Origin of the sequence: Streptomyces sp. NRRL B-24484, from assembly GCF_000717715.1 — a bacterium.
GTDB lineage: Bacteria > Actinomycetota > Actinomycetes > Streptomycetales > Streptomycetaceae > Kitasatospora.
The window spans coordinates 15,523-39,023 of record NZ_JOAI01000056.1 but is presented as its reverse complement, the minus strand read 5'-3'; the positions used below and the strand labels follow the sequence as shown (position 1 = coordinate 39,023).

General features: G+C 74.8%; 20 protein-coding genes. 8 read left to right on the top strand and 12 right to left on the bottom strand.

What is annotated here, in order from left to right; translation table 11 throughout:
* Nucleotides 1-385: 385 nt before the first annotated feature.
* The gene (locus IE98_RS0136120) at nucleotides 386-1,390 is read right to left on the bottom strand and encodes a stage II sporulation protein M (protein ID WP_030276184.1); all 1,005 of its coding nucleotides are present in this window, start codon (nucleotides 1,388-1,390) and stop codon (nucleotides 386-388) included.
* Nucleotides 1,391-1,501: 111 nt separating this feature from the next.
* Here IE98_RS0136120 and IE98_RS0136115 point away from each other — a divergent pair, with 111 nt between their 5' ends.
* Nucleotides 1,502-2,476 carry an RDD family protein gene (locus tag IE98_RS0136115; RefSeq protein WP_043175935.1) on the top strand — a complete coding sequence of 325 codons (975 nt, stop codon included), beginning with the start codon at nucleotides 1,502-1,504 and terminating at the stop codon, nucleotides 2,474-2,476.
* 28 nt (nucleotides 2,477-2,504) lie between these two features.
* Here IE98_RS0136115 and IE98_RS0136110 read toward each other — a convergent pair whose 3' ends face one another.
* The gene (locus IE98_RS0136110) at nucleotides 2,505-3,161 is read right to left on the bottom strand and encodes a hypothetical protein (RefSeq protein ID WP_030276181.1); all 657 of its coding nucleotides are present in this window, start codon (nucleotides 3,159-3,161) and stop codon (nucleotides 2,505-2,507) included.
* 98 nt (nucleotides 3,162-3,259) lie between these two features.
* Here IE98_RS0136110 and IE98_RS0136105 point away from each other — a divergent pair, with 98 nt between their 5' ends.
* Nucleotides 3,260-3,787 (top strand): SigE family RNA polymerase sigma factor, encoded by a 528-nt coding sequence (locus IE98_RS0136105; protein ID WP_030276180.1) that lies wholly within the window; start codon nucleotides 3,260-3,262, stop codon nucleotides 3,785-3,787.
* Nucleotides 3,784-4,881, top strand: a complete 1,098-nt coding sequence (locus tag IE98_RS0136100; protein WP_030276179.1) for a hypothetical protein — start codon at nucleotides 3,784-3,786, stop codon at nucleotides 4,879-4,881. The genes IE98_RS0136105 and IE98_RS0136100 overlap by 4 nt, the downstream gene beginning before the upstream one ends.
* A 96-nt stretch (nucleotides 4,882-4,977) precedes the next feature.
* Here IE98_RS0136100 and ahcY read toward each other — a convergent pair whose 3' ends face one another.
* From ahcY to IE98_RS0136075, 5 genes are all read right to left on the bottom strand, one after another.
* Nucleotides 4,978-6,426 (bottom strand): adenosylhomocysteinase, encoded by a 1,449-nt coding sequence (gene ahcY / locus IE98_RS0136095; protein WP_030276178.1) that lies wholly within the window; start codon nucleotides 6,424-6,426, stop codon nucleotides 4,978-4,980.
* 276 nt (nucleotides 6,427-6,702) lie between these two features.
* Complete coding sequence (locus IE98_RS0136090; protein ID WP_030276177.1) at nucleotides 6,703-7,671, bottom strand: cation diffusion facilitator family transporter; 969 nt, start codon at nucleotides 7,669-7,671, stop codon at nucleotides 6,703-6,705.
* Between the two features lie 127 nt (nucleotides 7,672-7,798).
* A complete protein-coding gene (locus tag IE98_RS0136085; RefSeq protein WP_030276176.1) occupies nucleotides 7,799-8,965 on the bottom strand; it encodes an SIS domain-containing protein in 1,167 nt (388 codons plus the stop codon).
* Between the two features lie 34 nt (nucleotides 8,966-8,999).
* Nucleotides 9,000-9,182 (bottom strand): Trm112 family protein, encoded by a 183-nt coding sequence (locus tag IE98_RS0136080; RefSeq protein WP_030276175.1) that lies wholly within the window; start codon nucleotides 9,180-9,182, stop codon nucleotides 9,000-9,002.
* Between the two features lie 142 nt (nucleotides 9,183-9,324).
* On the bottom strand, nucleotides 9,325-9,741 hold the full coding sequence (locus IE98_RS0136075; RefSeq protein WP_078661578.1) for a DUF3499 domain-containing protein: 417 nt from the start codon (nucleotides 9,739-9,741) through the stop codon (nucleotides 9,325-9,327).
* Nucleotides 9,742-9,825: 84 nt separating this feature from the next.
* On the opposite strand from IE98_RS0136075, the gene IE98_RS0136070 reads away from it, so the two are divergent.
* On the top strand, nucleotides 9,826-10,278 hold the full coding sequence (locus IE98_RS0136070) for a metallopeptidase family protein (protein WP_078661577.1): 453 nt from the start codon (nucleotides 9,826-9,828) through the stop codon (nucleotides 10,276-10,278).
* A gap of 12 nt (nucleotides 10,279-10,290) precedes the next feature.
* Here the strand turns inward: IE98_RS0136070 and IE98_RS0136065 are convergent, their stop codons facing one another.
* The 3 genes from IE98_RS0136065 to IE98_RS0136055 form a co-directional block, all read right to left on the bottom strand.
* Nucleotides 10,291-11,982: a DUF5719 family protein gene (locus IE98_RS0136065; protein ID WP_078661576.1), complete on the bottom strand. Its 1,692-nt coding sequence runs from the start codon at nucleotides 11,980-11,982 to the stop codon at nucleotides 10,291-10,293.
* A gap of 6 nt (nucleotides 11,983-11,988) precedes the next feature.
* Complete coding sequence (locus IE98_RS52110) at nucleotides 11,989-15,951, bottom strand: glycosyltransferase family 2 protein (RefSeq protein WP_063749070.1); 3,963 nt, start codon at nucleotides 15,949-15,951, stop codon at nucleotides 11,989-11,991.
* A gap of 294 nt (nucleotides 15,952-16,245) precedes the next feature.
* Nucleotides 16,246-16,521, bottom strand: coding sequence for a WhiB family transcriptional regulator (locus tag IE98_RS0136055; protein WP_030276170.1), 276 nt, complete (start codon nucleotides 16,519-16,521; stop codon nucleotides 16,246-16,248).
* A gap of 836 nt (nucleotides 16,522-17,357) precedes the next feature.
* On the opposite strand from IE98_RS0136055, the gene IE98_RS0136050 reads away from it, so the two are divergent.
* The 3 genes from IE98_RS0136050 to IE98_RS0136040 are packed head-to-tail and all read left to right on the top strand — an operon-like array spanning nucleotide 17,358 to nucleotide 20,117.
* Complete coding sequence (locus tag IE98_RS0136050; RefSeq protein ID WP_030276169.1) at nucleotides 17,358-17,840, top strand: cysteine dioxygenase; 483 nt, start codon at nucleotides 17,358-17,360, stop codon at nucleotides 17,838-17,840.
* 28 nt (nucleotides 17,841-17,868) lie between these two features.
* Nucleotides 17,869-18,828 carry a 2-phospho-L-lactate transferase gene (cofD, locus tag IE98_RS0136045; protein WP_030276168.1) on the top strand — a complete coding sequence of 320 codons (960 nt, stop codon included), beginning with the start codon at nucleotides 17,869-17,871 and terminating at the stop codon, nucleotides 18,826-18,828.
* A complete protein-coding gene (locus tag IE98_RS0136040; protein WP_030276166.1) occupies nucleotides 18,825-20,117 on the top strand; it encodes a coenzyme F420-0:L-glutamate ligase in 1,293 nt (430 codons plus the stop codon). The genes cofD and IE98_RS0136040 overlap by 4 nt, the downstream gene beginning before the upstream one ends.
* 175 nt (nucleotides 20,118-20,292) lie before the next feature.
* On the opposite strand, the gene IE98_RS0136035 is transcribed toward IE98_RS0136040, so the two are convergent.
* Nucleotides 20,293-21,201 carry a DNA-3-methyladenine glycosylase family protein gene (locus IE98_RS0136035; protein WP_043175946.1) on the bottom strand — a complete coding sequence of 303 codons (909 nt, stop codon included), beginning with the start codon at nucleotides 21,199-21,201 and terminating at the stop codon, nucleotides 20,293-20,295.
* Between the two features lie 158 nt (nucleotides 21,202-21,359).
* On the bottom strand, nucleotides 21,360-22,478 hold the full coding sequence (locus IE98_RS0136030) for a peptidoglycan recognition protein (RefSeq protein ID WP_052391440.1): 1,119 nt from the start codon (nucleotides 22,476-22,478) through the stop codon (nucleotides 21,360-21,362).
* Nucleotides 22,479-22,580: 102 nt separating this feature from the next.
* Here IE98_RS0136030 and IE98_RS0136025 point away from each other — a divergent pair, with 102 nt between their 5' ends.
* On the top strand, nucleotides 22,581-23,372 hold the full coding sequence (locus IE98_RS0136025) for a TIGR03089 family protein (protein ID WP_030276160.1): 792 nt from the start codon (nucleotides 22,581-22,583) through the stop codon (nucleotides 23,370-23,372).
* The last annotated feature ends 129 nt before the right edge of the window (nucleotides 23,373-23,501 follow it).

Genomic DNA, 23,501 nt, shown 5'->3' with positions numbered 1-23,501 from the left:
CGCTGTTGAGTTCTCAAGGAACGGACACTTCCTTCGGACCGCCTTCCAGCGGACCCTCCGGGCGTTTCGCTCTTTCGTGTTCCCAGCTTATCAGATCCGCGCCCGGTCGTTTTACCGACCGTTTGTTTCTCGGATTCCCGCTGGGGGGATTTCCTTCGACTTCGCACAGAAGCTTATCAAAAGCTTCGGAGTGGTCAGTCCCGGGATTTGTCCTTGCCGGGTGGCGGTCCGAACGGACGCTCTGCCTGGCTGGACGGTGTCGTAGACACTACGCCTGGATCCGGCCGTTGTCCAGCCGGTCCCAACCGTTCAAATCTACTAGCCCGTCAAATCCACGTCAATGGTCTTCGGGATGATCAAGAGCGTACCAGGCGTCGGGCCGGTTTCAGGCCGCGACAGGCTGGAGGTCGGTGCGGTCCGCGGCCTCGACGTCGCCGAGCTCGCCGGAGGCGGCGGCCCGGCGGCCGAGCACCAGGGCGTAGACGAGGAAGAGCACCTCGACGAGGACGCCGATGGAGATCCGGGCCCAGGTGGGCAGGCCGGAGGGGGTCACGAAGGCCTCGATGGCGCCGGTGACCATGAGCACCGCGGCCAGGCCGATCGCCATGCCGATCGCGGCCCGGCCCTCCTCGGCCAGGGCGGCGGCGCGGGTGCGGCGGCCGGGGTCGACGACCGTCCAGCCCAGGCGCAGGCCCACGCCGGCCGCCACGAAGACGGCGGTGAGTTCCAACAGGCCGTGCGGGAGCAGCAGACCGAGGAAGAGGTCGAGGCGGCCGGCCGAGGACATCAGGCCGAGGCCGATGCCGAGGTTCATCACGTTCCCGAAGAGCACCCACAGCACTGGGACGCCGAGCAGGACGCCGAAGACCAGGCACTGGGCGGCGACCCAGGCGTTGTTGGTCCACACCTGGAAGGCGAAGGAGGTGGCCGGGTGCTCGGAGTAGTAGGCCTCGAAGCCGCCGCCCGGGCGGGTCATCTCACGGAGCTGGTCGGGGGCGCCGAGGCTGGCGCGGACCTCGGGGTGGCTGGAGATCCACCAGGCGATGAGGGCGCTGAGCAGCAGGGAGACGATGCCGACGGGGATCCACCACCAGCGGGCGCGGTAGAGGGCGGCCGGGAAGCTGACGGTGAAGTAGCGGCCGGCGTCCCGCCACGAGGAGGTGCGGGCGCCCGTCACGGCGCTGCGGCCGCGGGCGACGAGGGTGGTGAGGCGGCCCTCCAGGACGGGGTCGGGGGCGGCCGTCTGGACCTGCGCGAGGTGGCCGGTGGCGCGCTGGTAGAGCGCGATGAGCTCGTCCGCCTCGGCGCCGCTCGGCCGGCGCCGTCGGCTCAGGGTCTCCAGCCGGCGCCACTCCTCCTGGTGCGAGGCGACGAAGACGTCCAGGTCCATGCGGCTCACTTCCACGGGGCGGCGAGGGCGGGGGCTGGCCTAGCTTGCCAGAGGCGGGCGGCCGTATGTTTGGCCGCCGGGGATCACGAACGGAACGGATGGGGGGACGCGGTGAGCGACCTGGTGACGGGCGAGGCCGTCGTCCTGGGGCTGCGGGCGGCGAAGGTGCCCAGCCGGGCGCTGGCGATCGCGCTGGACCTGGCCGTGGAGACGGTCGCGCTGATGATCACGGGCACGGTGGTCCTCACCGCCCTGCCGGCCCTGGACGAGGCGGCCGCCGCGGCGGTGGTGCTCGGGCTGAGCGTGTTCTTCCTGTTGGGGCTGCCCGTCCTGGTCGAGACGCTGTCCCACGGGCGTTCGCTGGGCAAGCTGGCACTCGGGCTGCGGGTGGTCCGGACGGACGGCGGGCCGGTGCGGTTCCGGCACACGCTGGTGCGGGGTCTCGTGGCGGTGCTGGAGATCCAGATGACGGTGGGCGCGGTGGCCGTGATCACCTCGCTGGTCTCCCCGCAGGGGCGGCGGCTCGGTGACGTCTTCGCGGGCACCCTGGTGGTGCGGGAGCGGCTGCCGCAGGCCGCGCGGGCGCAGTCGGCGGTGCCGCAGGCTCCGCCGGCGCTGCTGCACGCGATCGGCGAGCAGCTGGTGGCCCTGGACTTCTCGGCGGTGCCGGACGGCCTGTGGCTGGCGGTGCGGCAGTTCCTTGGCCGGCTCGGCCAGCTCGACCCTGCGGTGGCCGCCGACATGGCGGAGCGGCTCGCGGCCGACTTCGCCGGGCGGACGGGCCGCGCCGTGCCGTACGGCGTGCATCCGGCGGCCTACCTGTCGGCCGTCCTCACCGAGCGGCAGCGGCGCGAGTGGGAGCGGGCGGCCGAGGCGGCCCGCCGCCAGCAGACCCTGGCCCCCGGTGCCCCGGCACCCGCGGTGGCGTACGTGCCGGCTCCGGGCCACCACGCACCGCAGGCCCCGCAGGCCGTGCCGTACGCACCCCTGCCGCCGCAGCCCGCGCAGCAGACGCCCCCGCAGGCCCCGCAGCCGCCGCAGGCACCCCCGGCGCCGCCCTCGACGGGCTTCGCACCGCCGGCCTGACGGTGCCCGGCGCGGGCGGGCGACGGCGTCAGCCGGTGAAGCGGTCCGGCCAGGTGTTGGGCGGGGAGGCCAGTTCCTCCAGCTCGATGCCGGGTGCGGAGAGCACCACGTCCCCGGCGATGTGGACGGTCCGCTGTTCGCCGGTGGCGAGGTCGGCGACCGTGTAGCGCTCGACCAGCAGCGGGCCGCTGTCGGTGTCGTGGGTGTCCACGGCGGACAGCTGCCAGCCCTGGTCGACGGTGCGCGGCGCGAGGACGGGTTCGGTGAGCTCCACCAGCCGCACCCGCGTGCTCGCCCCCTCCTCCAGCCGCAGCATCCGGGCGGTGGCGACCAGGAAGGCCGGTGAGGTGCCGGTGAAGCCGTGGGCCCGGTCGTGGCCCTCCACCGCGCTGTCCCCGGCCGGGTCGTCGGCGGCCGCACGCACCCAGGCGACGCCGTCGACCGCGCCGCCGCGGACCTGCCAGCCGCCCGACCGGACCTCCATGCGCAGCGGGCGGCAGCGGGAGTCGAGGGTGAGGTCGGTGGCGGCGAGGACGCTGCCGTCGGGCGCGTAGGTCTTGGAGACGTACCGCCAGCCGGCCGGGCCCGGGGCGCAGCTGAAGCGTTCCTCGCCGATCAGGGCGGGGCCGTGGCCGGCGGGGCCGGTGTCGGTGTCGGTGTGCAGGGAGTAGCGGCCGTTGGGCATGGCCCGAAGCCTACGTGCAACCTTTCCGGGTCCCGGCTGCATTAGGGGGTCGGGCGGTGCGGGGCGCACCGCCGGGACGAGGGAGGAGGGGGCCTTCGATGAGGACGACGGCGGGTTCCGCGCGACACGTGCGCGACGCCGAGTTCACCGAGTACGTGGCCTCCCGGGCGGGCTGGCTGCGGAAGGTCGCGTACCTGCTCTGCTCGGACTGGCACCGGGCGGACGACCTGGTGCAGGAGTCCGTCACCAAGCTCTACGCGAACTGGTCGCGGGCAGGGCGGGTGGAGAACCGGGACGGCTACGCGCGGACGGTGCTGGTGAACACGTACCTGGCGGAGCAGCGCTCGCCGTGGTGGCGGCGGATCCGGACGGTCGGGTCCGAGCTGGACGCGGGCGTCGTGGTGGCGGACCTGGACGCGTCGCTGGACCTGCGGCAGGCCCTGGCGGCGCTGCCGCCGCGGCAGCGGGCGGCGGTGGTGCTGCGCTACTACTGCGATCTGACGGTGGAGCAGACGGCGGACGTGCTGGGCTGCTCGACGGGCAATGTGAAGAGCCAGACGTCGCGGGGGCTGGCGGCACTGCGCCGCCGGGTGGTCCCTGCTCGGGCGGGAGGGGCGGAGGCGTGAGCGGGGTCAGGTCGGAGCAGGAGCTGGTCGCCGGGCTGGCGGAGCTGGCGGAGTCGGCGGCGCCGCCGAGCGCCGTGGACCCGGGTGCGGCGGTGCGGCGGGGACGGGGCCGGGTGGCCCGGCGGCGGATGTCGGTGTGGGGGGCGACGGCCGCGGTGCTGCTGGTGTGCACCTCGGTGGCGGTGGGCCTCGGCGGCCGTTCGGCCGGGCCGGCTTCGCCGATCGGTCCGGCCGGGCCGGGCGGTGGGCCGGCGGTGCCCTCGGTGACGCGGCCGCCGGGGACGCCGGGCCCGGATGCGAGCGCGCCGGGCGGTGCGCCGGTCGCGGACGGGTTCGCGCCGCTGTCGGTGGAGGCGGACTTCGGCTGGCTGCCGGACCCGGTGCGGGCGGTGCGCTACTCGTCGGGGGCGAACGGGCCGCTGGTGCAGGCCTCCGGCGACGCGACGGGCGGCGGGATGCGCTTCGCGCTGGTCGTCTACCCGAAGGGGGTGACCCCGGAGCTGGAGCAGCAGCCGGGTGAGACCCAGACGCTCCGGGCGACGGCGCCGTTGGGCGGTCGGGAGGCGTTCTGGGTGGTCTCGGAGGTGCCGTCGGACGGGCCGACGGTGCTGCGCTGGCGCACGGCGGACGGCCGGTGGGCGGAGCTGACCTCCACCTCGGTGCCGCAGGACCAGCGGGAGGCGCTGCCGCGGCGGGTGGCGGAGAAGGTGGTGTTCGGCCGTCGGGCGGTGCCGCTGCCGGTGCGGCTGACGGGGGTGCCGGCGGCGTACGCGGTGACCGGCGCGGATCTGCTGCGGCCGGTGTCGGGCGCCGGCGACTGGTGGCTGCGGCTGACCGTCTCGGTGTCGCCGACGCAGACGTTCAGCACCACCGTGGTGCCGGTCGGCACGGACTGGCTGCCCCGGACGCAGGCGGTGCCGGGCGCGGGCGGCACGGTCGACCCGGCGTCCTGCAGGGAGCGCGACGGCCTGGTGCTGTGCGTGCAGATCGGGAGCAACGGCGCGCTGGACGCGGTGGGCGGTGTGGCGGGCTGGCTCCCGCACGTCGTGACGGTCGGCACGGACCCGGCGGCCTGGGAGCGCGGCACGGTCTGAGCGGGCCGAGGGGGGAACGGGCGTGCGCCCGGTGCCGGGGGGCACCGGGCGCACGTCGTGGTGCGGGCGGCCGACCGGGGTCGGCGCGGGCCGGGATCAGTAGCGGTACTGCTCCGGCTTGTAGGGGCCCTCGACCGGGACGCCGATGTAGTCGGCCTGCTCCTTGGTGAGGGTGGTCAGCCGCACGCCGAGGGCGTCGAGGTGGAGGCGGGCGACCTTCTCGTCCAGGTGCTTCGGCAGGACGTACACGCCGATCGGGTACTGGGCGGTCTTGGTGAACAGCTCGATCTGCGCGATGGTCTGGTTCGCGAACGAGTTGGACATCACGAAGGACGGGTGGCCGGTCGCGTTGCCGAGGTTCAGCAGGCGGCCCTCGGAGAGCACGATGATGGTGCGGCCGTCGGCCTTGCGCCACTCGTGGACCTGCGGCTTGACCTCGGTCTTCACCACGCCGGGGAGCTGGGCGAGGCCGGCCATGTCGATCTCGTTGTCGAAGTGGCCGATGTTGCCGACGATGGCCTGGTGCTTCATCCGCTCCATGTGGGAGGCGAGGATGATGTCCTTGTTGCCGGTGGTGGTGATGAAGATGTCGGCGGTGTCGACGACGTCGTCCAGGGTGGCGACCTGGTAGCCGTCCATCGCGGCCTGCAGCGCGCAGATCGGGTCGATCTCGGTGACGATGACGCGGGCGCCCTGGCCGCGCAGCGACTCCGCGCAGCCCTTGCCGACGTCGCCGTAGCCGCAGACGACGGCGACCTTGCCGCCGATCAGGACGTCGGTGGCACGGTTGATGCCGTCGATGAGCGAGTGGCGGCAGCCGTACTTGTTGTCGAACTTCGACTTGGTGACCGAGTCGTTGACGTTGATGGCCGGGAACAGCAGCTTGCCGTCGCGGTGCATCTCGTACAGGCGGTGGACGCCGGTGGTGGTCTCCTCGGTGACGCCCTTGATGGTGGAGGCCATCTCGGTCCACTTGGCGGGGGACTCGGTGAGCGTGCGGTTGAGCAGTTCGAGGATGATCCGGTACTCGTCGTTGTCGGCGGTGGACGGGTCCGGGGCCTCGCCGGCCTTCTCGAACTCGACGCCCTTGTGGATCAGCAGGGTGGCGTCGCCGCCGTCGTCGAGGATCATGTTCGGGGTCTGGTTGTCCGGCCACGTGAGCGCCTGCTCGGTGCACCACCAGTACTCCTCCAGGGTCTCGCCCTTCCAGGCGAAGACCGGGACGCCGGCGGGGGCCTCGACGGTGCCCTCGGGGCCGACCGCGATGGCGGCGGCGGCGTGGTCCTGGGTGGAGAAGATGTTGCAGGAGGCCCAACGGACCTCGGCGCCGAGCGCGGTCAGCGTCTCGATGAGGACGGCGGTCTGCACGGTCATGTGCAGCGAGCCGGTGATCCGGGCGCCGGCCAGCGGCTGGGTGGCCGCGTACTCCTCGCGGATCGACATCAGGCCGGGCATCTCGTGCTCGGCGAGCTGGATCTCCTTGCGACCGAACGGCGCCAGGGAGAGGTCGGCGACCTTGAAGTCACCGGTGGGGAGGGACGACATGCGGGGTACTCCTCGCTGCGTGGGGCCTGTGTACGGGTGTGCTTGGCCGCAGAGCGGCCGTCGGTCGGCACTCTGCTGCGCGGCACAATCCGTCGGAGGACCTCTCTCCCTCGACCGGGGCACCGGCCCCGATCGACCGCCATCAGCAGCGACGTTTGGCTCTGGGGACGAATCTACACCGAGCCGGCGGCCGCGCGGCCGGACCACGAGCGAGCCGGGCACGGTTTTCGGCCGCCCCGCGACGGCCGTGCTCGGGGCGGCCGGGGTGCCGGTCCGTCAGTGCCGGGCGGGGCCGCCCGGGGTGGCCTCCGGGTCGGGGCCGGCGGCGGCCTTCTCCGCGCTGTAGACGTCGGGCTCCAGGTAGATGGCGCGGGCGATCGGGACGGCGCGGCGCACCCGGGCCTCCGCGGCGTCGATGGCGGCGGCGACCTGGGCGGCGGTGTCCTCGGCGTTGACCGCGATCTTCGCGGCGATCAGCAGCTCCTCCGGGCCGACGTGCAGGGTGCGCATGTGGATCACGTCGGTCACGGTGTCGTGGTCGACCAGCGCGTCGCGGATCTCGGCGACGACCTCCTTGTCCGCGGACTCGCCGATCAGCAGCGACTTGGTCTCGGAGGCGAGCACCAGGGCGATGACGATCAGCAGCAGGCCGATGCAGAGGCTGCCGACGCCGTCCCAGACGCCGTTGCCGGTGACGACGGTGAACCCGACGCCGAGCAGGGCGAGCACCAGGCCGATCAGCGCGCCGCTGTCCTCCAGCAGCACGATCGGCAGCTCGGGGGCCTTGGCCCGGCGGATGTACTCGGACCAGCCGAGCGAGCCCTTGGCCTTGGCGGACTCCTGGAAGGCCGTCCAGAAGGACCAGCCCTCCATCACCACGGCGAAGACCAGGACGCCGACCGCCCAGCCCCAGTCCCGCAGCTCGTGCGGGTGGATGATCTTCTCGACGCCCTCGTAGGCCGCGAACATGCCGCCGAGGCTGAACAGCACGATCGACACCAGGAAGCCGTAGACGTAGCGCTCGCGGCCGTATCCGAAGGGGTGCTGCTCGCTCGCCTCGCGGGTGGACCGCTTGCCGCCGATCAGCAGCAGCACCTGGTTGCCGGAGTCGGCCACCGAGTGGACGCCCTCGGCCAGCATCGACGAGGACCCGGTGAAGGCGAAGGCGGTGAACTTGCCGACCGCGATCGCCAGGTTCGCGGACAGCGCCGCGACCAGTGCCTTGGTGCCGCCTTCGGTGCTCATGCTGTGGTCCGGTCCCTCCGACTGGGCCTCTACGGCCGGTGGCTCAGCTGTCGAGCGCACACAGTATCCCGACCGGACCGGAAGCCTGATCTCCGGTCAGGGCGGGGCGGCGGCCGTCAGCCGGCCGTCAGCGGGCCAGCCCGAGGTAGACGGCGGCGAAGTCGGTCGGGCCGGTGAGCTCGGCGAGCGCCTGCAGCGGGTCGTCGAGGGCGCTGCTGTACTCGGTGAGCCGCACGTCGTGGGCGGCGGCCAGCCGGCGGGCCCGGGAGACCGCGAAGCCAGGGTCGTCGTCCTCGGGTCGGCCGGGGGCGTGCCGCAGCAGCACCACCTGCAGCTGCAGCGGCTCCGGCTCGTCGACCCGGTCGCGGAAGAAGTCGTCGGGGTCGGCGCCGGCACCGAGGTGGCCGACGAACATGCCGCGGTGGGCGGTGAGCGTCCGCGGCAGCGGCCCGGGCAGTGCGGGCAGGCCGGCCCGGTCGGCGAGCATCGCGGCGAAGCGCGTCGCGGCGGCGTTCGGCACCGGCCCGTCGGCCCAGACCAGCGGCACCGTGCCGGACAGCTGGGCGGCCAGACCCTTGGCCGGGTTGAGGTAGGCGGCCGAGTCGGGGCGGCAGCGGACGGCGACCTCGTCGAGGCGGTCCGCGACGCCCTGCAGGGAGCCGGCCGGGAGCTGGACGGCGCCGACCCGGTCGGCGAGGGCGATCAGCGGGGCGAGGTGCGCCCAGAGCGCCCCCGGGTCCTCGGGGGGCAGGTCCGGCTCGTCCTCGCGGTCCTCGGACGGCTCGACCGCGCTCGTCGCGAACGGCAGCAGCAGCGCCCGGACCTGCAGCGCCGCCGCGGCGAGCGGGCTGCCGGACGGGGCGGTGACGGCGATCGCGCAGCCCCGCGCGTACGCCTGCTCGGCGAGCCCGATCAGACCGCCCTCCGTGCCGGAGGCGCTGCCGACGACCAGCAGGTCGAGCGGGCCGACCCAGCCGGGCAGCTGCCAGACCAGGCCCGCGGCCAGCGAGTCCGGCGTGCCGGGGCGGGACTCGGACGGGCCGAGCGGCAGCACCTGGCAGGCGGTCACGGCCACCGCGGCGAGCACCTCGGCCGCGGTCAGCGCGCTGCCGTGCCCGGCGACCAGGACGGTGCGCGGCCGGCCCTCGGGCCGCAACGAGGCCAGCCCGGCCTCGTCGGCGAGCCGGACGGCGGTGCGGATCCGGGCGCCCGCCCCGGCCAGGGCCAGCAGGGCGTGCTGCCGGTCGGCGCGCTGCAGGGCGGCCGGATCGTCGAGCAGGGTGTCGTCGAGCATTCGGCCGGCCTCCAACGGGCTCACCGGGCGGGGGTCAGGAGGGGCGGCGGGCCTCGTCGACCAGCAGGACGGGGATCTCGTCGCGCACGGGGTAGATCAGGCCGCAGGTGTCACCGGTGCACCGCAGCTCCGGCTCGTCCCGCTCGGAGCTCTCGGCGAGCGGCGCGTGGCACTGCGGGCAGACCAGGATCTCCAGCAGGAAGGACGGCAGGCTCATGGACGTCGGGCTCCAGATTCGTGCGGTGTGCGGTGCGGCCGTGCCCGGCCGGTAGCCACACTACCGGCCGTGGTGGGGCTGCCGTCAGATCATCGGGCGCCCGGTCGCCGCCGCGCCGGTCGGCCCGGCCGGGGGCGTCGGCTCAGCTGTCCGGGGAGCGCAGGACGCGCAGGTGGCCGCGGCGGCCGATCTCGCCGGACTCGACGTCGCCGGGACCGCCCTGACGCGACGTGCGCTCCTGCGGGCGGGCGGCCTCGCGGACGGCGTTGGCGAGCGCCTCCAGGTCGTCGCTGCTGCGGCGGACGGGGCCGGCGTCGGCGGCGAGGCGGACGACCTCCCAGCCGCGCGGAGCGGTCAGCCGCTCGGCGTGCTCGGCGCACAGGTCGTAGCAGTGCGGTTCGGCGTAGGTCGCGAGCGGGCCCAGCACGGCGGTGGAGTCCGCGTAGACGTACGTCAGCGTCGCCACGGCCGGCCGGCCGCACGCGGTCCGCGAACAACGACGTACAGAGCTCACGAGGGTGGACGGTACAGCACTCCCGGGCGGGCCGCGACGACCCACCCCCGCCGGGCGTTCCGTGTCGCCGCCGCACGGGCCGCGGGGTGGTCCACTTCCGCCCGGTCAGGGACTACTCTCGACACTGATATGGACAGCCCCACACCTCCGTCACCGGCCGGCGGGCAGCGGCGAGCGCGCCACCGGGACCGCCACGGCCGCGGCCTGCGCGGACCGCTCGCACCGCCGCAGGTGCCGATCTCGCTGACCCGTTCCGAGCTCTTCGACGACTACGTCCGCGAGTCGGTGGAGCGGCTGGAGCGCAGGTGGACGCAGCTGGTGGACGTGGAGTTCGCCGTCCAGGAGGTGCCGCTGCCCGGGCAGGACGGCGACGACCACCCGGACGGGGTGCCGCTCGGCCGGGTCGTCCCCGCCGCGCAGGGCCGCAAGAGCCGGATCGTGGTGTACCGCCGCCCGATCGAGATCCGCGCGAAGTCGCGCGAGGACCGGGCGGCGCTCGTCCACGAGGTCCTCATCGAGCAGGTGGCCGAACTGCTCGGGCTCTCGCCCGACGCCATCGACCCCCGCTACGACGAGGACTGACCGCCCCTCCGCTCAGCGCAGCACCAGACCGGGGTCGTTCTGCGCGTACGGCACGGTGACGGTGCTGTGGTCGTCCCGGAACGCCTGCACCGTGAACATCGGGACGTCCTTCTGCGGCAGGGCGAGCATCCGGGCCGCGACCACCGGGCCGCCGGAGACCGTCTCCGCGGTGATCCCGTAGACGCCGTTCAGACCGGCCGGCTCCAGGTTCGGCACGACGACCGTGCTGCCGGCCGGGACGTCGACCTCCTTGGTCGCCGGGGTGCCGCCGCCGGAGCCCGCCGAGGCGGTGAGCCGGACCTTCGCCGCGCCGGAGCCCGTCGCGGTCAGGTAGACGGTGGTGGCACCGCCGCCGCGGTTGTCCGCCAGGCTCGCGCGCTTGCCGACCGGGCCGGCCGCGCTGATCCAGGCCGCGTCGGACTTGCCGTTGCTCGACCGGTCGACCCGGACGGCGGCGACCACCGGCGTCGGGTGGGCGGGGTCGCTCGGGCTGAGCCGGATCGCCCCGGCCTCGCTGTGGGTGAACGGGCCCAGGTCCAGGGCGGCGACCATGCCGGCCTTGACGTGCAGGCTCTCCTTGCCGGCCGGGCTGAACCAGCCGTTCTTGCCGGAGAGCTGGATCTTCAGGTCGGCGTCGTCGTCCGCCGGGGCGGCGACGATCAGCCGGGCCGACGCCAGCTCGGCCGGCAGGCCGGGCATCACCTGCACGGCGGCGGGCGCGGCGGAGGCCGCCACCCAGTCACCGCCCTTGCCCTCGTCGGAGACGTTCAGCGCGGCACCGACCCGGCCGTCGCGCACCACCACGTGCACGGCGAGGTCCGGTTCCACCGCCGAGGTGAGCAGGGACTTCAGCCGGACCCGCTGGGAGCTGCCGGGGGCCATGGTGATGCCGTTGGCCGCCTCGACGTCGATCGCGCCCTTGGCACCCACCAGCCGGACGTCGACCGTCGCCGGGGCGGAGTCGGCGTTGACCAGGTTGACGTAGTCGTCGCGGCCCTGGGCGGTGCTGGCCCCGGCGAACCAGAAGTCGGTGCCGGAGGGCGCGCAGTCCAGGCCGTAGAGGCCGGCCCGGGCCTGGTCCGTGTAGGTGGTGGTCTGCGAGAGGCTGAAGCCGGGGGCGAAGCCGCCCTCGGAGGTCGCCACCGTGCCGGGCGCGGTGTCGCCGGCGAGGCCGTGGCCGGTGACCGGGACGCCCGGCTTGGCCAGCGTCAGCCGGGCGCCCGCGGCCGGGGCCGCGGAGGCACCGGCGGACGGCTTGGCCGAGGCACTGCCGGACGGGCTCCCCGAGGGGCTCCCGGAGGGCGCGGCGGAGCCGCTGCCGGACGGTGCGGCCGAGGGCTTCGCCGCGGCGCCCGCGGTCGGCGCCACGTCGGAGAGCGAGGCGGTGCCGCCCTCCGCCTTGCCGCCGGCCGGGTTGTACAGCGTCAGGTCGGTGGTGGCGAACAGGCCCTGCAGCGGCGGCGGGCACACCAGCGTGCTGCGCTCCACCTGCGCGGTGGTGGCGCCGCCCGCCGAGCCGGCAGTGGACGGGTCGGCCGGCGGACGCAGCTCGGCGATCCCGAAGACCACACCGAGCACGGCCACCGCAGCCAGCAGCGACCGGCCGGTGCGGCTGCCGCCGGGCAGGCCCTCGAAACTCGGCTTCTTGATCTCGGGCAGGCTCGGCTTCTTGAGGCCGGCGGCCTTGATGCTGGGCTTCTTCATCGCGGGTCAGTTCCCCGTTCCGTGGTGGTGCGGGTGACCGCCGTTGGTGTATCCGTCCTGCTGGACGTCGTCGGGGTCGTAGTACGGCTCGCCGTTCTGCTGGCCCGGCACCCAGGGCTGCTGCTCCTGCGGGTAGCCCTGGTACTGCTGGCCGTCGTAGCCGTAGGGCGCGTACGGGTCGGCGTACTGGGCGCCCTCGTAGCCCGGCTGCGGCTGCGGCTGCGGCTGCTGGTAGCCGTCGTAGCCGCCCTGCTCGTAGCCCTGCTGCTGCTCGTAGCCCTGCTGGTAGCCCTGGTTCGGCTGCTGGTCGTACCCCTGCTGGTCGTAGCCCTGCTGCTGGTACCCCTGCTGCTGGTAGCCCTGCTGGTCGTACTCGGCGGGGGCGCCGCCCTGGCCGTCCGGTTCGCCGGCGTCCTGCCGGTCCCAGCCGTAGGCGTCCTGGAAGTCGTTCTGGTACGGGTCGGCCTGGTAGGGGTCCGCGTAGGGCTCGTCGGCGGCCGGGCCGTCGGCGCCGCCCTGCTGCGGGATGCCCGCGTAGACGCCGCCGTCGGTCTCGGTGCCGTCGGTCTCGCCGCGCTCGGCCATCCGGCGGGCGCGGCGGCTGCCGGGTGCCGGCGGTTCGGCGGCGGCGGCGGCGAGCGCCTGGGCGGCCACCACCTCCTCGGGCAGGTCGTCGTCCTTGGTGCTGCGGCGGCCGGGCAGGGCCATGACGAGCACGACCGCGCCGAGCAGCAGCTGGCCGGCGATCCAACCGGTGTGCAGGAGGCTGCCGCTGCGGGTGACCTCCAGCCGGCCGCCCTGCGCGGGCAGCTTGAAGGACTGGGCCCAGTCGCCGTCCAGGGTGGCGGGCTCCAGCTCGCGGCCGTCCAGGGTGGCCTGCCACGCGGGGTCGGCCTGCTCGGCGAGGCGCAGCACGCGGCCGGCCGGGCCGGCCGGGAGGTCGGTGACGATGTCGTGGGCGCCGGCCGGCAGCGGCGTGCTGCCGCCGCCCTTGGGCGCCACGACGACCGCCCGGGTGGCGGGGGCGCCGGTGACCTGCCAGAGGGCGATGCCGTTGTCGCGGCTCAGCCGGGTCAGGCCGGGGGTGGTGTCGAGCACGTCGCGGACCTTGGCGGTCAGCGGGTCCTTCACCTCGACGTAGGCGATGCCGTAGTCGCCGAGCGCCTTGGCCTGGTCGCCGCCGGAGCCGGCCAGCAGGCGACCGGTGAGGCCGGTCAGGCCCTCGATGGCGGCGGCGTCGACGGTGGCCTCGGCCTGGCCGAGGGTCAGTCCGGCGTCGCGGACCAGCGCGTAGCCGACCGCGCTGCCGTCCGCCCGGCCGGTGAGCACCAGGGTGCGGGAGCGGTCGGTGGTGCCGGCCTGCTCGGCGATGAAGGCGGGCAGCTGGGACTCGCGGGTGCGCTCCAGCGGGCCGTCGGCACCGGCGATCGCCCACCACACGGCGGTGCCGAGCGGGGCGAGCACGGCGCTGGCCAGGACGAGCGCGGCGACCGGCTGGCGCCAGCCGAAGGCGATGCCGGAGACGCGGGCGTTGGCGCCGTCGGCGCCGATCGCGGCGGCGGCCAGCAGTGCGACACCGGTCAGCAGGGTGGCCGGGCCGGCCCAGGCGGCGGTGCCGGGACCGCCGGAGGCGGGGGTGACGGTGGTGCCGGCGACGGCGACGGCGAAGACCAGGCCGGCGCCGGCCGCGCCCCAGGCGGCGAGCACCGCGCGGCGCCGGTCGGCGCGCAGCAGCGCGGCGAGCGCGGCGAGCACGACGCCCGCGGAGAGCCAGACCGGCGGGGTGCCGGAGCCGCCGGGGTTGGCGAGCAGCAGGCCGAGCGGGGTGGCGGCGTGACCGCTGAAGGCGGGGACGCCGGCCTCCAGCAGCAGCCGCGAGGGGTGCGTCAGGACCTGCAGCGACCAGGGTGCGAGCACCAGGACGGGCACGCCGAGGATGACCAGCACGCGCAGGCCGAGCAGCCGCAGTGCGGTGCCGCCGGTGCCGAACGCGCCGCCGCGCAGCACCGCGTGGGCGAGTGCGGCGAGGCAGAGCGGCACGGCGATCGCCCAGGCCAGCGGGACGAAGGCGGTGGAGAGGGTGAGCATGAAGACGGTCATCCAGACCGGCCGCCAGCCGGGCCGGGCGCCCTTGGCCGCGCTCTCGGCGCGGATGCCGAGGCCGGCCGCGATCGCCGCGGCGCGGGCCAGCGGGGGCAGCAGCACGGCGAAGACGGCGGTGCCGATCCGGCCCTGGGCGATCGCGCCGGTGGCGGCGGGCAGCAGCGCGTAGGTGGCGCTGGCCCAGGCCCGGACGATCTTGGACTCGATGAGCGGCCGGGAGACCAGGTACGCGCTGACCGCGGCGAGCGGCACGGACAGCACGACGATCAGGGTGAGCGCCAGGTTGGCGTTGCCGAACAGCATCCCGGACAGGACGGCGAGCACGGCCAGGTACGGCGGGGTGGCGGCGGTGGAGCCGGTGCCGACGGGGTGCCAGGAGCCGGCGTAGGTGTTCCACAGTCCGGCCAGGCCGTCGGAGGCCGGGAGCAGCGCGCCGCCGGAGAGGTCCCCGGTGCCGAGCAGGCTGCGGCAGGCGGCCAGGGCGAACACCAGCAGGGCGGCGAAGAGCACCGGTGCGGGGCGCCGGACGAGCTTCTTCAGCAGGACGAACTGCTCGACGACCAGGTCGTCGGCGTCGTCGTCGCCCGGTCCGGACTCGACCGAGCCGTGCCGGCCGGCGCCGTGGTCGTCGCCGCCGCCGATGCCGAGCGAGGAGATCGCCGTCTCGACGGCGAGCCGGGCGGTCGCGCCGGGGGCCGGGAAGAGGCTGCGGTCGTCGAGCGCGTCGGCGGAGCGGGTCCGCTTGCGGCGTTTGCGGGCGAGCAGCAGCCGGGGCAGCCGGATGAGCTCGTGGTTGAGGCCGGCGAGTTCGTCGTACGCCTGCCGGGGGTCCTTGCCGACGAGGTTGGCGAACACCCGCAGCAGGGTGCCGAGGATCATCCGGAGCAGGACGTAGGGGAAGAGCGCGCCGCGGGAGTTCGCGAGCAGGGTGTAGACGGCGCCGGCCTTGTCGACCCGGTGCGGGTGCTCCGGGCCGCAGTCGATGGCGCGGCGCTCGCGGCTGGCGGCCTCGGCGTGCCGCAGCACGGCGTCGGGGGCGACGACGACGCGGTGGCCGGCGGCGTTGACCCGCCAGCAGAAGTCGATGTCGTCGCGCATCAGCGGGAGCGCCTTGTCGAAGCCGCCGAGCTCCTCGAAGACGTCGCGCCGCACGAGCATGCCGGCGCTGGAGACGGCGAGCACCGGGCGGACCTGGTCGTGCTGGCCCTGGTCCTGCTCGCGGCGGTCGAGCCCCGTCCAGCGGCGGCCGGAGCGGGCGATGGTGACACCGACCTCCAGCAGCTGCCGGCGGTCGTACCAGCTGCGCAGCTTGGGGCCGACCACGGCGGCGGACGGGGTGGAGTCGGCGACCTGCAGGAGCCTGCGCAGCGCGTCGGTCTGGGGCTCGCAGTCGTCGTGCAGCAGCCAGAGCCACTCGGTGGGGCTCGCCTCGCGCGGGCCGGTGCGGCCGAGGCCGTCCTCCTGCCGGCCCAGCGGGTCGTCGTAGTCGTCCCAGCCGCCGGTGACGGGGTCGTAGCCGGAGGGGTCGAGGCTGTAGGGGAGGTCCTCGGGGCGCAGCGGCGGGCTGTTGAAGACGGCCTGGGCGACGGCGTTGCCGAAGCCGGAGCGGCGGCCGAGGACGAGCGGGCCGCCCTCCGGGAGCCAGTCGCCGAGGGTGTCCTGGAGCAGCTGCGGCGAGTTGTCGGTGGAGCCGGTGTCGACGGCGAGGACGCGCTGGACGGGCCGGTCCTGGCCGAGCAGGCCGGCCAGGGCCTGCGGCAGCCAGCGCGCGCCGTCGTGCGAGACGATCACGGCGGTGACCAGGTGCCGCGGGTACGCGGGCGGCCGGGCAGCGGAGAAGCCGCTCTGGTGGCTGTAGGCAGTCATCGAGTTCGCTGGCCCCAGGGGTTCTTCGGCGGACGCGGCCTTCGGCGGACGCAGCCGGTGGACGACGGCGGGTGGTGCGCGCGCCGTCCGGCCGGGACCGGTCCACCGGGGTGGCCGGTGCCCGCGGGGCGGGCGGCGGTGCGCGGGCGCCGGATGACGAGCACCCGGATGGCGCACCACACTAACGGCTCCGCCTCGCGGGGGCGCCGCCGGTACAGGGGAAGGTCGGGCGCGGGGACGCGAAAGCGCCCCACCGATCGGTGGGGCGCCCGGCACGGCTGGGGGTTCGGCTCGTCAGACCGCGCTCTTCTTGAGACGACGGCGCTCGCGCTCGGAGAGGCCGCCCCAGATGCCGAAGCGCTCGTCGTTGGCGAGGGCGTACTCCAGGCACTCGGAGCGAACCTCGCAGGCGAGGCAGACCTTCTTGGCCTCGCGGGTCGAGCCGCCCTTCTCGGGGAAGAAGGACTCCGGGTCGGTCTGGGCGCACAGTGCGCGCTCCTGCCAGCCGAGTTCCTCTTCTTCGTCCTCTGCGATGCCGTCACCGATCAAAAGCTCAAAGAGCTCGCTCATCTGGCGCGCCTCCTCTGCCCCTCTTGGCGTCCCCGTGGTGTTGCCGTTGCCTGAGCGGCGGAACGACACGAGTGAAATTACAGTTGCGCCGCTCTGGCCCAGTCAAGCCGAGCTCTGGTATTGGGTCGAGGATTCACTCCCCGGAACCAAGCCGCCACCAATAGTGTACATATCCGGACAACCCGGACATTTGATCCGGAGTGGACGTAAGCATCCAAAGGCTGCGGGGATCTGACGTCCGGTCAGCACCGGTCGACCCCGCCGGGACGGTCCGACGACCGGGTCACGAGGTGCTCCCGATCAAGAAGACGCCCGCGGGGGCGGCCCGGTTGCCCGGGTACCGGGCTGCCTTCCCGGCGATCTTCGCATCGAAACCTAGAGGGTGATTTATCACTCCTTCCGGTGGTTGCTGCCTGATCCATCCCGAATGTCCCGGAGATCGGGTTGACACCGGACCCACGGGTGAGGTCTCCTGTCCCCCATGTATCGGTTCGTCTCCCGCCCCGCCGGCCGCCAGGCCGCCCCGCGGGCTGCCTCGAACCAGCTCTGTTGTCGCCTCTGTTCCTGCTGTATCTAGGCGCACGCGTCCCACCGCGCGCCGCACACAGCCCGAACATCGAGGCCGCCCGCGCGACACGTCCCCGAACCACCGCGGATCGGCTCACCACCCGACCGACCCCGGCCGTCCGAGGACTCCCGTGCGAATGCCCCGTCTCCGCCCGCGCAACCGCGACCGCAAGAAGAACGCGCTCGTCGCCCCCGACTCCGTACGCATCGCCGCCCCGCGGCACCCCTGGGCCGACGGCCTGAGCGACGTCTCCATCGCCGGCGACCCGATGGCCTTCCCCCACCTCGCCCGCACCGACCTGCCGCGCCACCCGGCCGCGCCGGTCACCGTCGCCGACCGGGCCCGGCTGGTCCGCGAGATCGCCGCCGACCGCGCCCGCTGGGAGCCGCTCGTCCGCTACGACGCGCTCACCCGCTGGTACGCCCGGCTGGAGACCGGTCCCGGCTACGAGGTCTGGCTGCTCAGCTGGCTGCCCGGCCAGAGCAGCGGGTTCCACGACCACGGCGACTCCGCCGGCGTGATGGCCGTCGTGCAGGGCGAGCTCACCGAGCGGTCCCTGACCGCCGCCGGCGAGGGCACCCGGGTGCTGCGGCCCGGCACGCAGCGGGTCTTCTCCGGCGGCTACCTGCACGAGATGGTCAACGCCGCGCTGGAGCCCGCCGTCTCAGTCCACCTCTACACGCCCGGCCTGGTGGAGATGAACCAGTACGGCGCCGCCGCCGTGCCGGAGCACCAGCCCGAACCGCGGTAGCCGTCCGGCCGGCTGGCAGGATGACCCCATGCGCATCGTGGCACTGGCTGGCGGAATCGGTGGGGCGCGCTTCCTGCGCGGACTGAAGGAGGCCGTCGCTCCGGGCGACGTGATCACCGTCATCGGCAACACCGGCGACGACATCCACCTCTTCGGGCTGAAGGTCTGCCCCGACCTCGACACCGTGATGTACACCCTCGGCGGCGGCATCCACGAGGAACAGGGCTGGGGCCGGGCCGACGAGACCTGGTCCGTCAAGGAGGAGATGAAGGCGTACGGGGTCGGACCCGACTGGTTCGGGCTCGGCGACCGCGACTTCGCCACCCACATCGTCCGGACCCAGATGATCGCCGCGGGCTACCCGCTCAGCGCCGTCACCGAGGCGCTCTGCCACCGCTGGCAGCCCGGCGTGCGGCTGATCCCGATGAGCGACGACCGGATCGAGACCCACGTCCGGATCACCGACGAGCAGGGCAGCCGGGCCGTGCACTTCCAGGAGTACTGGGTGCGGCTGCACGCCGAGGTCGCCGCCGAGGCGATCGTGCCCGTCGGCGCGGACACCGCCGAGCCCGCCCCCGGTGTGCTGGAGGCGATCGCCGAGGCCGACGTGATCCTCCTCCCGCCGTCCAACCCGGTGGTGTCGATCGGCACGATCCTGGCCGTGCCCGGCATCCGGCGGGCGGTCGCCGACGCGGCCGCCCCGGTGGTCGGGCTCTCGCCGATCGTCGGCGGCGCACCCGTCCGCGGCATGGCGGACAAGGTGCTGGCCGCCGTCGGCGTCGAGGCAGCGGCCGACGCCGTCGCCCTGCACTACGGCGCCGGCCTGCTGGACGGCTGGCTGGTGGACACCGCCGACGAGGCCGCCGTCGCCGCGGTCGAGGCCGCCGGCATCCGGTGCCGCGCCGTCCCGCTGATGATGACCGACGTCCCGGCGACCGCAGCGATGGCCCGCGCCGCGCTGCAGCTCGCCGCGGAGGTGCGGGCGTGAGCCTGGAGATCCTCCCGGTCACCGGCCTGCCGGAGATCGCCCCCGGCGCAGACCTCGCCGAACTGCTCGCCAAGCACGGCACCTTCGAGGACGGCGACATCCTGCTCGTCACCTCGAAGATCGTCAGCAAGGCCGAGGGACGCGTCCTGGAGGCCGCCGACCGCGAGGCCGCCATCGACGCCGAGACCGTCCGGGTGGTCGCCCGGCGCGGCCCGGCCCGGATCGTCGAGAACCGCAACGGCCTGGTGATGGCCGCCGCCGGGGTCGACGCCTCCAACACCGCGCCCGGCACCGTCCTGCTGCTGCCCGAGGACCCGGACGCCTCCGCCCGGGCGCTCCGCGAGCGGCTCGCCGAGCTCACCGGCCGCCGGCTCGCCGTGGTCGTCACCGACACCTTCGGCCGCCCCTGGCGCACCGGGCTCACCGACGTCGCCATCGGCGCGGCCGGCCTGCCCGTCCTGGACGACCACCGCGGCCGCACCGACAGCCACGGCAACCCGCTGCAGCTCACCGTCACCGCCACCGCCGACGAACTCGCCGCCGCCGGCGACCTCGTGAAGGGCAAGACCAGCGGCACCCCGGTCGCCGTGGTGCGCGGGCTCGGCCACCTGGTCACCGACGGGCACGGCGACGGCGCCCGGCCGCTGATCCGGCCCGCCGCCGACGACATGTTCCGCCTCGGCACCTCCGAGGCGCTGCGGCAGGCCGTCACCCTGCGGCGGACCGTCCGCGCCTTCACCGACGAACCGGTCGACCCGGCCGCCGTCCGGCGCGCGGTCGCCGCCGCGGTCACCGCCCCCGCACCGCACCACACCACCCCGTGGCGGTTCGTCCTGCTGGAGAGCCCGCGGACGCGGACCGACCTGCTGGACGCCATGCTGGCCGCCTGGCGGCGCGACCTGGCGGAGCTCGACGGCTGGGACGAGGAGCGGATCGCGCGGCGGACCGCCCGCGGGGACGTCCTGCGCCATGCCCCCTACCTGGTGGTGCCCTGCCTGGTCATGGACGGCTCGCACGGCTACCCCGACGCGCGGCGGACGGCGGCGGAGCGGGAGATGTTCACGGTGGCGATCGGTGCGGCCGTGCAGAACCTGCTGGTCGCGCTGACCGGTGAGGGGTACGGCACCGCGTGGGTGTCGTCGACGATGTTCTGCCGGGACACCGTCCGCGAGGTCCTCGACCTGCCCGGCGGCTGGGACCCGATGGGGGCCGTCGCCGTCGGCCGCCCGGCGGAGTCCCCGAAGGAGCGCCCGGACCGCTCGGCGGAGCGGTTCCTGACCGTGCGGTGAGAGAGATGACCCCAGGCGCGCTGGGGGCACCTCCCGGCCGAAGGCTGGGGGCGGAACTGCACAGTTCGAGGGCGGTGCTGCGTACTGATCAGGGCACGCCCCGGTCAGCGCGGTGAGCCGCATCCGGGTTGCGCGGTTCCCCGCGCCCCTGACGGTGCCCTTCCGGCAGGTGGGGCTACCGGTGGCGGTGGTCGTTGGGGGTGAGGCGGGGGCCGTAGCGGGGGGCTCGGGCTCCGGTCAGGCCGATGAGGCGGCAGACGCGGTGGCGCTGCGGGCGGTACGGCTCCAGCAGTTCGAGCATCTGGGCGTCGTCGCTCCGCGGCCGCCCGGCCAGCGCCCAGCCGACCGCGTTCGGCAGGTGGAAGTCGCCGACGGACACCGCGTCGGGGTCCCCGTTGGCGCGCTGCAGCGTCTCCGCCGCCGTCCACACCCCGATGCCGGGGACGGCGGTCAGCCGGGCGAAGGCCTGCTCGGGGTCCAGGCCGGACGCCTCTTCGAGCCGGGGTGCGAGCCTGGCCGCCCGGACGACGGTGGCCGACCGCTTCGGGTCGACCCCGGCGCGGTGCCACTCCCAGCTGGGGATCGTCGCCCAGTCGCGGGCGGACGGCGCCACCCGCAGGCCGTCCACCGGTCCGGGCGCCGCGGTGCCGAAGTCGTCCAGCAGCGTCCGCCAGGCGCGGTACGCCTCCAGGGTGGTGACCTTCTGCTCCAGGACGGCCGGGACGAGGGACTCCATCACCAGGCCCGTCCGGGCGAGCCGGACACCGGGGTGGCTGCGCTGGGCGTCCCGCAGCGGGCCGGGCGGGAGGACCAGCGCGCCGGGGTCGTCCTCGGCGCCGAGCAGTCGCGGCAGTCCGTCGAGCAGCCAGTCCGCGCCCGGTCCCCAGGCCTGGGCCTCGATCCCGCCGGGGCGCGGGGTGATCCGCAGGGTGCCCGGTCCGGCCGGGGTGCGGGAGGCGCGCCAGACCGAGCCGTCGGGGGTGGTGCGGAAGGACGGGTCGGCGGGGCCGCGCCGGAGCGGGAAGAGGGTGCGGCCGAGGTCGAGCGGGTGGCCGGGGCTCCACCGCCGTACCGTGCCCGGCATCGTGGCCCACTCCCTCTCGTCCCCGGTGCCCGCCGTTCGGTGCGGGCGCCTCGAACGATACGCCCGGCGGCCGGACGCCCGGCGCGGGCGGACGGCGATCGGCCGGACCTGCCGCGGGGCGGCGGGTCCGGCCGGTGGTCGGTCCGGGGCGGTCGGGCTCACCGGCCCTGGAGGGTGGCCGCCCAGGCGCGGATGTCGCCGAGCCGGGCGTACAGCTCCTCGCCGGGGCACTCGGTGTTGAACGCGTCCCGGTGGCCGGAGATCGCGTTGAACTTCACCGAGGTGCCCTTCTTGTACTTGCTGCCGTCGGAGGCCGAGACGAGGGTCGCGGTGCCCTGGGCGTCCTTGCCGGTGAGTCCGAGCTTCCAGGCGGCGACCTGGGAGATGCCGTCGATCTGGGCCTGCGGCGCCTCGTCGGTGACGTAGGTGCCGAGGGCGGCGACGCCGGAGGAGTTGGTGTTGAAGCCGAGGGTGTGCGCGCCGAGGACGGGTTCGGCGACGCCGCCGGCGCGGCCCTCGTAGATGGTGCCGCAGCGGTCGACCAGGAAGTTGTAGCCGATGTCCCGCCAGCCGAGGCTCTTCACGTGGTACTGGTAGATCGCCCGGATGACCTTGGGCGAGTCGCCGCAGCTGTAGTCGTTGGCGGTGTCGGTGTGGTGGACGAAGACCGCGCGGACGTCCCCGGTGTAGACGAAGCCGCTCTCCCGGATCGACTCGTCGGCGCCCCAGCCGGCCCGGGTGACGATGCCGGGCCGCGGGGCCGCACCGGCCGTACGGGGGGCCGGCTCGGCCGGCCGCGGCCCGGGGGTGGCCGCCGGATCGGCGCCGGGGTCGACGAGTTCGGCCCGTAACCCGGCTGGGAAGGGCCGGCTGCCGGCCTTGACCCGGACGGCGACGCCGTTGCTCGGGCCGACCCAGAGCGGGGCGGTGGCTCCGCGGCCGGTGACCTCGTCCGGCCGGTCGTCCCGCTCCGCCGTCAGGTCGTGCCAGGCGCTCCACGCGCCGGTGGTCGCGCTGCGGGTGCGGACCTGCACGCCGCCGTCGAGGGTCTCCGACGGGTCGTCCCAGCTGACGCCCACCAGGGCGAAGGTGCCGGTGGTCCGCGGGCCGAGGTCGCGGAGGGTGTCCGGGCCGCGCAGGCCGGAACCCTCCAGGGGGATCGTGGTGACGCCGCCGGACGACGGCCGCGCGTGCGCGGGCACGGCGGCGAGGGTCGTGAGCAGCAGGGTGGTCGTGGTGGCGGCCGCCGCGAGGGCGGCCCTTCGTTCAAGGCGCATAAATCGGATATTGACGGCAAAAAACCTCGACCGCCACGCCGCTCGGCCAAGGTCGACGCCCCTGCCGGACGTCCGTACGGAGGCCGTAGGCTGGACCGCACCATGACTGCGCCTTTCGCTGCCGACGCCCGCATCCCCGCCGAGCTGCTGCATGCCTACCTGCGCCCCGGTGCCCCCGATGCCGACCCGTCCCGCCCACTGATCACGTTCTACGACGACTCGACCGGTGAACGGGTCGAGCTCTCCGCGAAGACCTTCGACAACTGGGTCGCCAAGACCGCCAACCTCCTTCAGGACGAGCTGAACGCGGGCCCCGACGACCGCGCCGCCCTGCTGCTGCCCGCGCACTGGCAGAGCGCGGTCTGGCTGCTGGCCTGCTGGTCCGTCGGGGTGACCGCCGTACTCGGCGGCGACCCCGGCTCCGCCGATCTGGTGATCAGCGGACCTGACGGACTGGAGGCCGCCGGGGCCTGTTCCGGCGAACGGGTGGCGCTCGCGCTCCGCCCGCTCGGCGGCCGCTTCCCGCAGCGCCCGGAAGGCTTCCTCGACTACGCCGCCGAGGTGCCCGGCCAGGGCGACCGGTTCGCCCCGTACTCGCCGCCCGACCCGGAGGCGCAGGCGCTGGAGACCCAAATCGACGGGCTGCCGCTGAAACTGACCGGCGAGCAGACCGTGCAGCTCGCCCGCGAGGGTGCGGCGCGGCTCGGCATCGGCGTCGGCGACCGGGTGCTGTCCACGCTCTCGTACGACGACTGGGCCGGGCTGGAGGCCGGGCTGCTCGCGCCGCTCTCGGCCGGCGCCTCGGTGGTGCTCTGCCGGAACTCCGAGGGGTTGACGGCGGATCAGTGGGAGAAGCGCGTCGAGGCCGAACGGGTGACGCTGCGCCTGGGCTGAACCCGGACGGCCGAACCCGGCCGCCCGTTCCACCCGGCGGGGCCCGCCCCGCCGCCGAACGCCCGCGCACCGGCGGTCCCCTTCGGGGCCGTCCGAACGCGCGGGCGTTCCGCCTTTTCTGACGGTTCA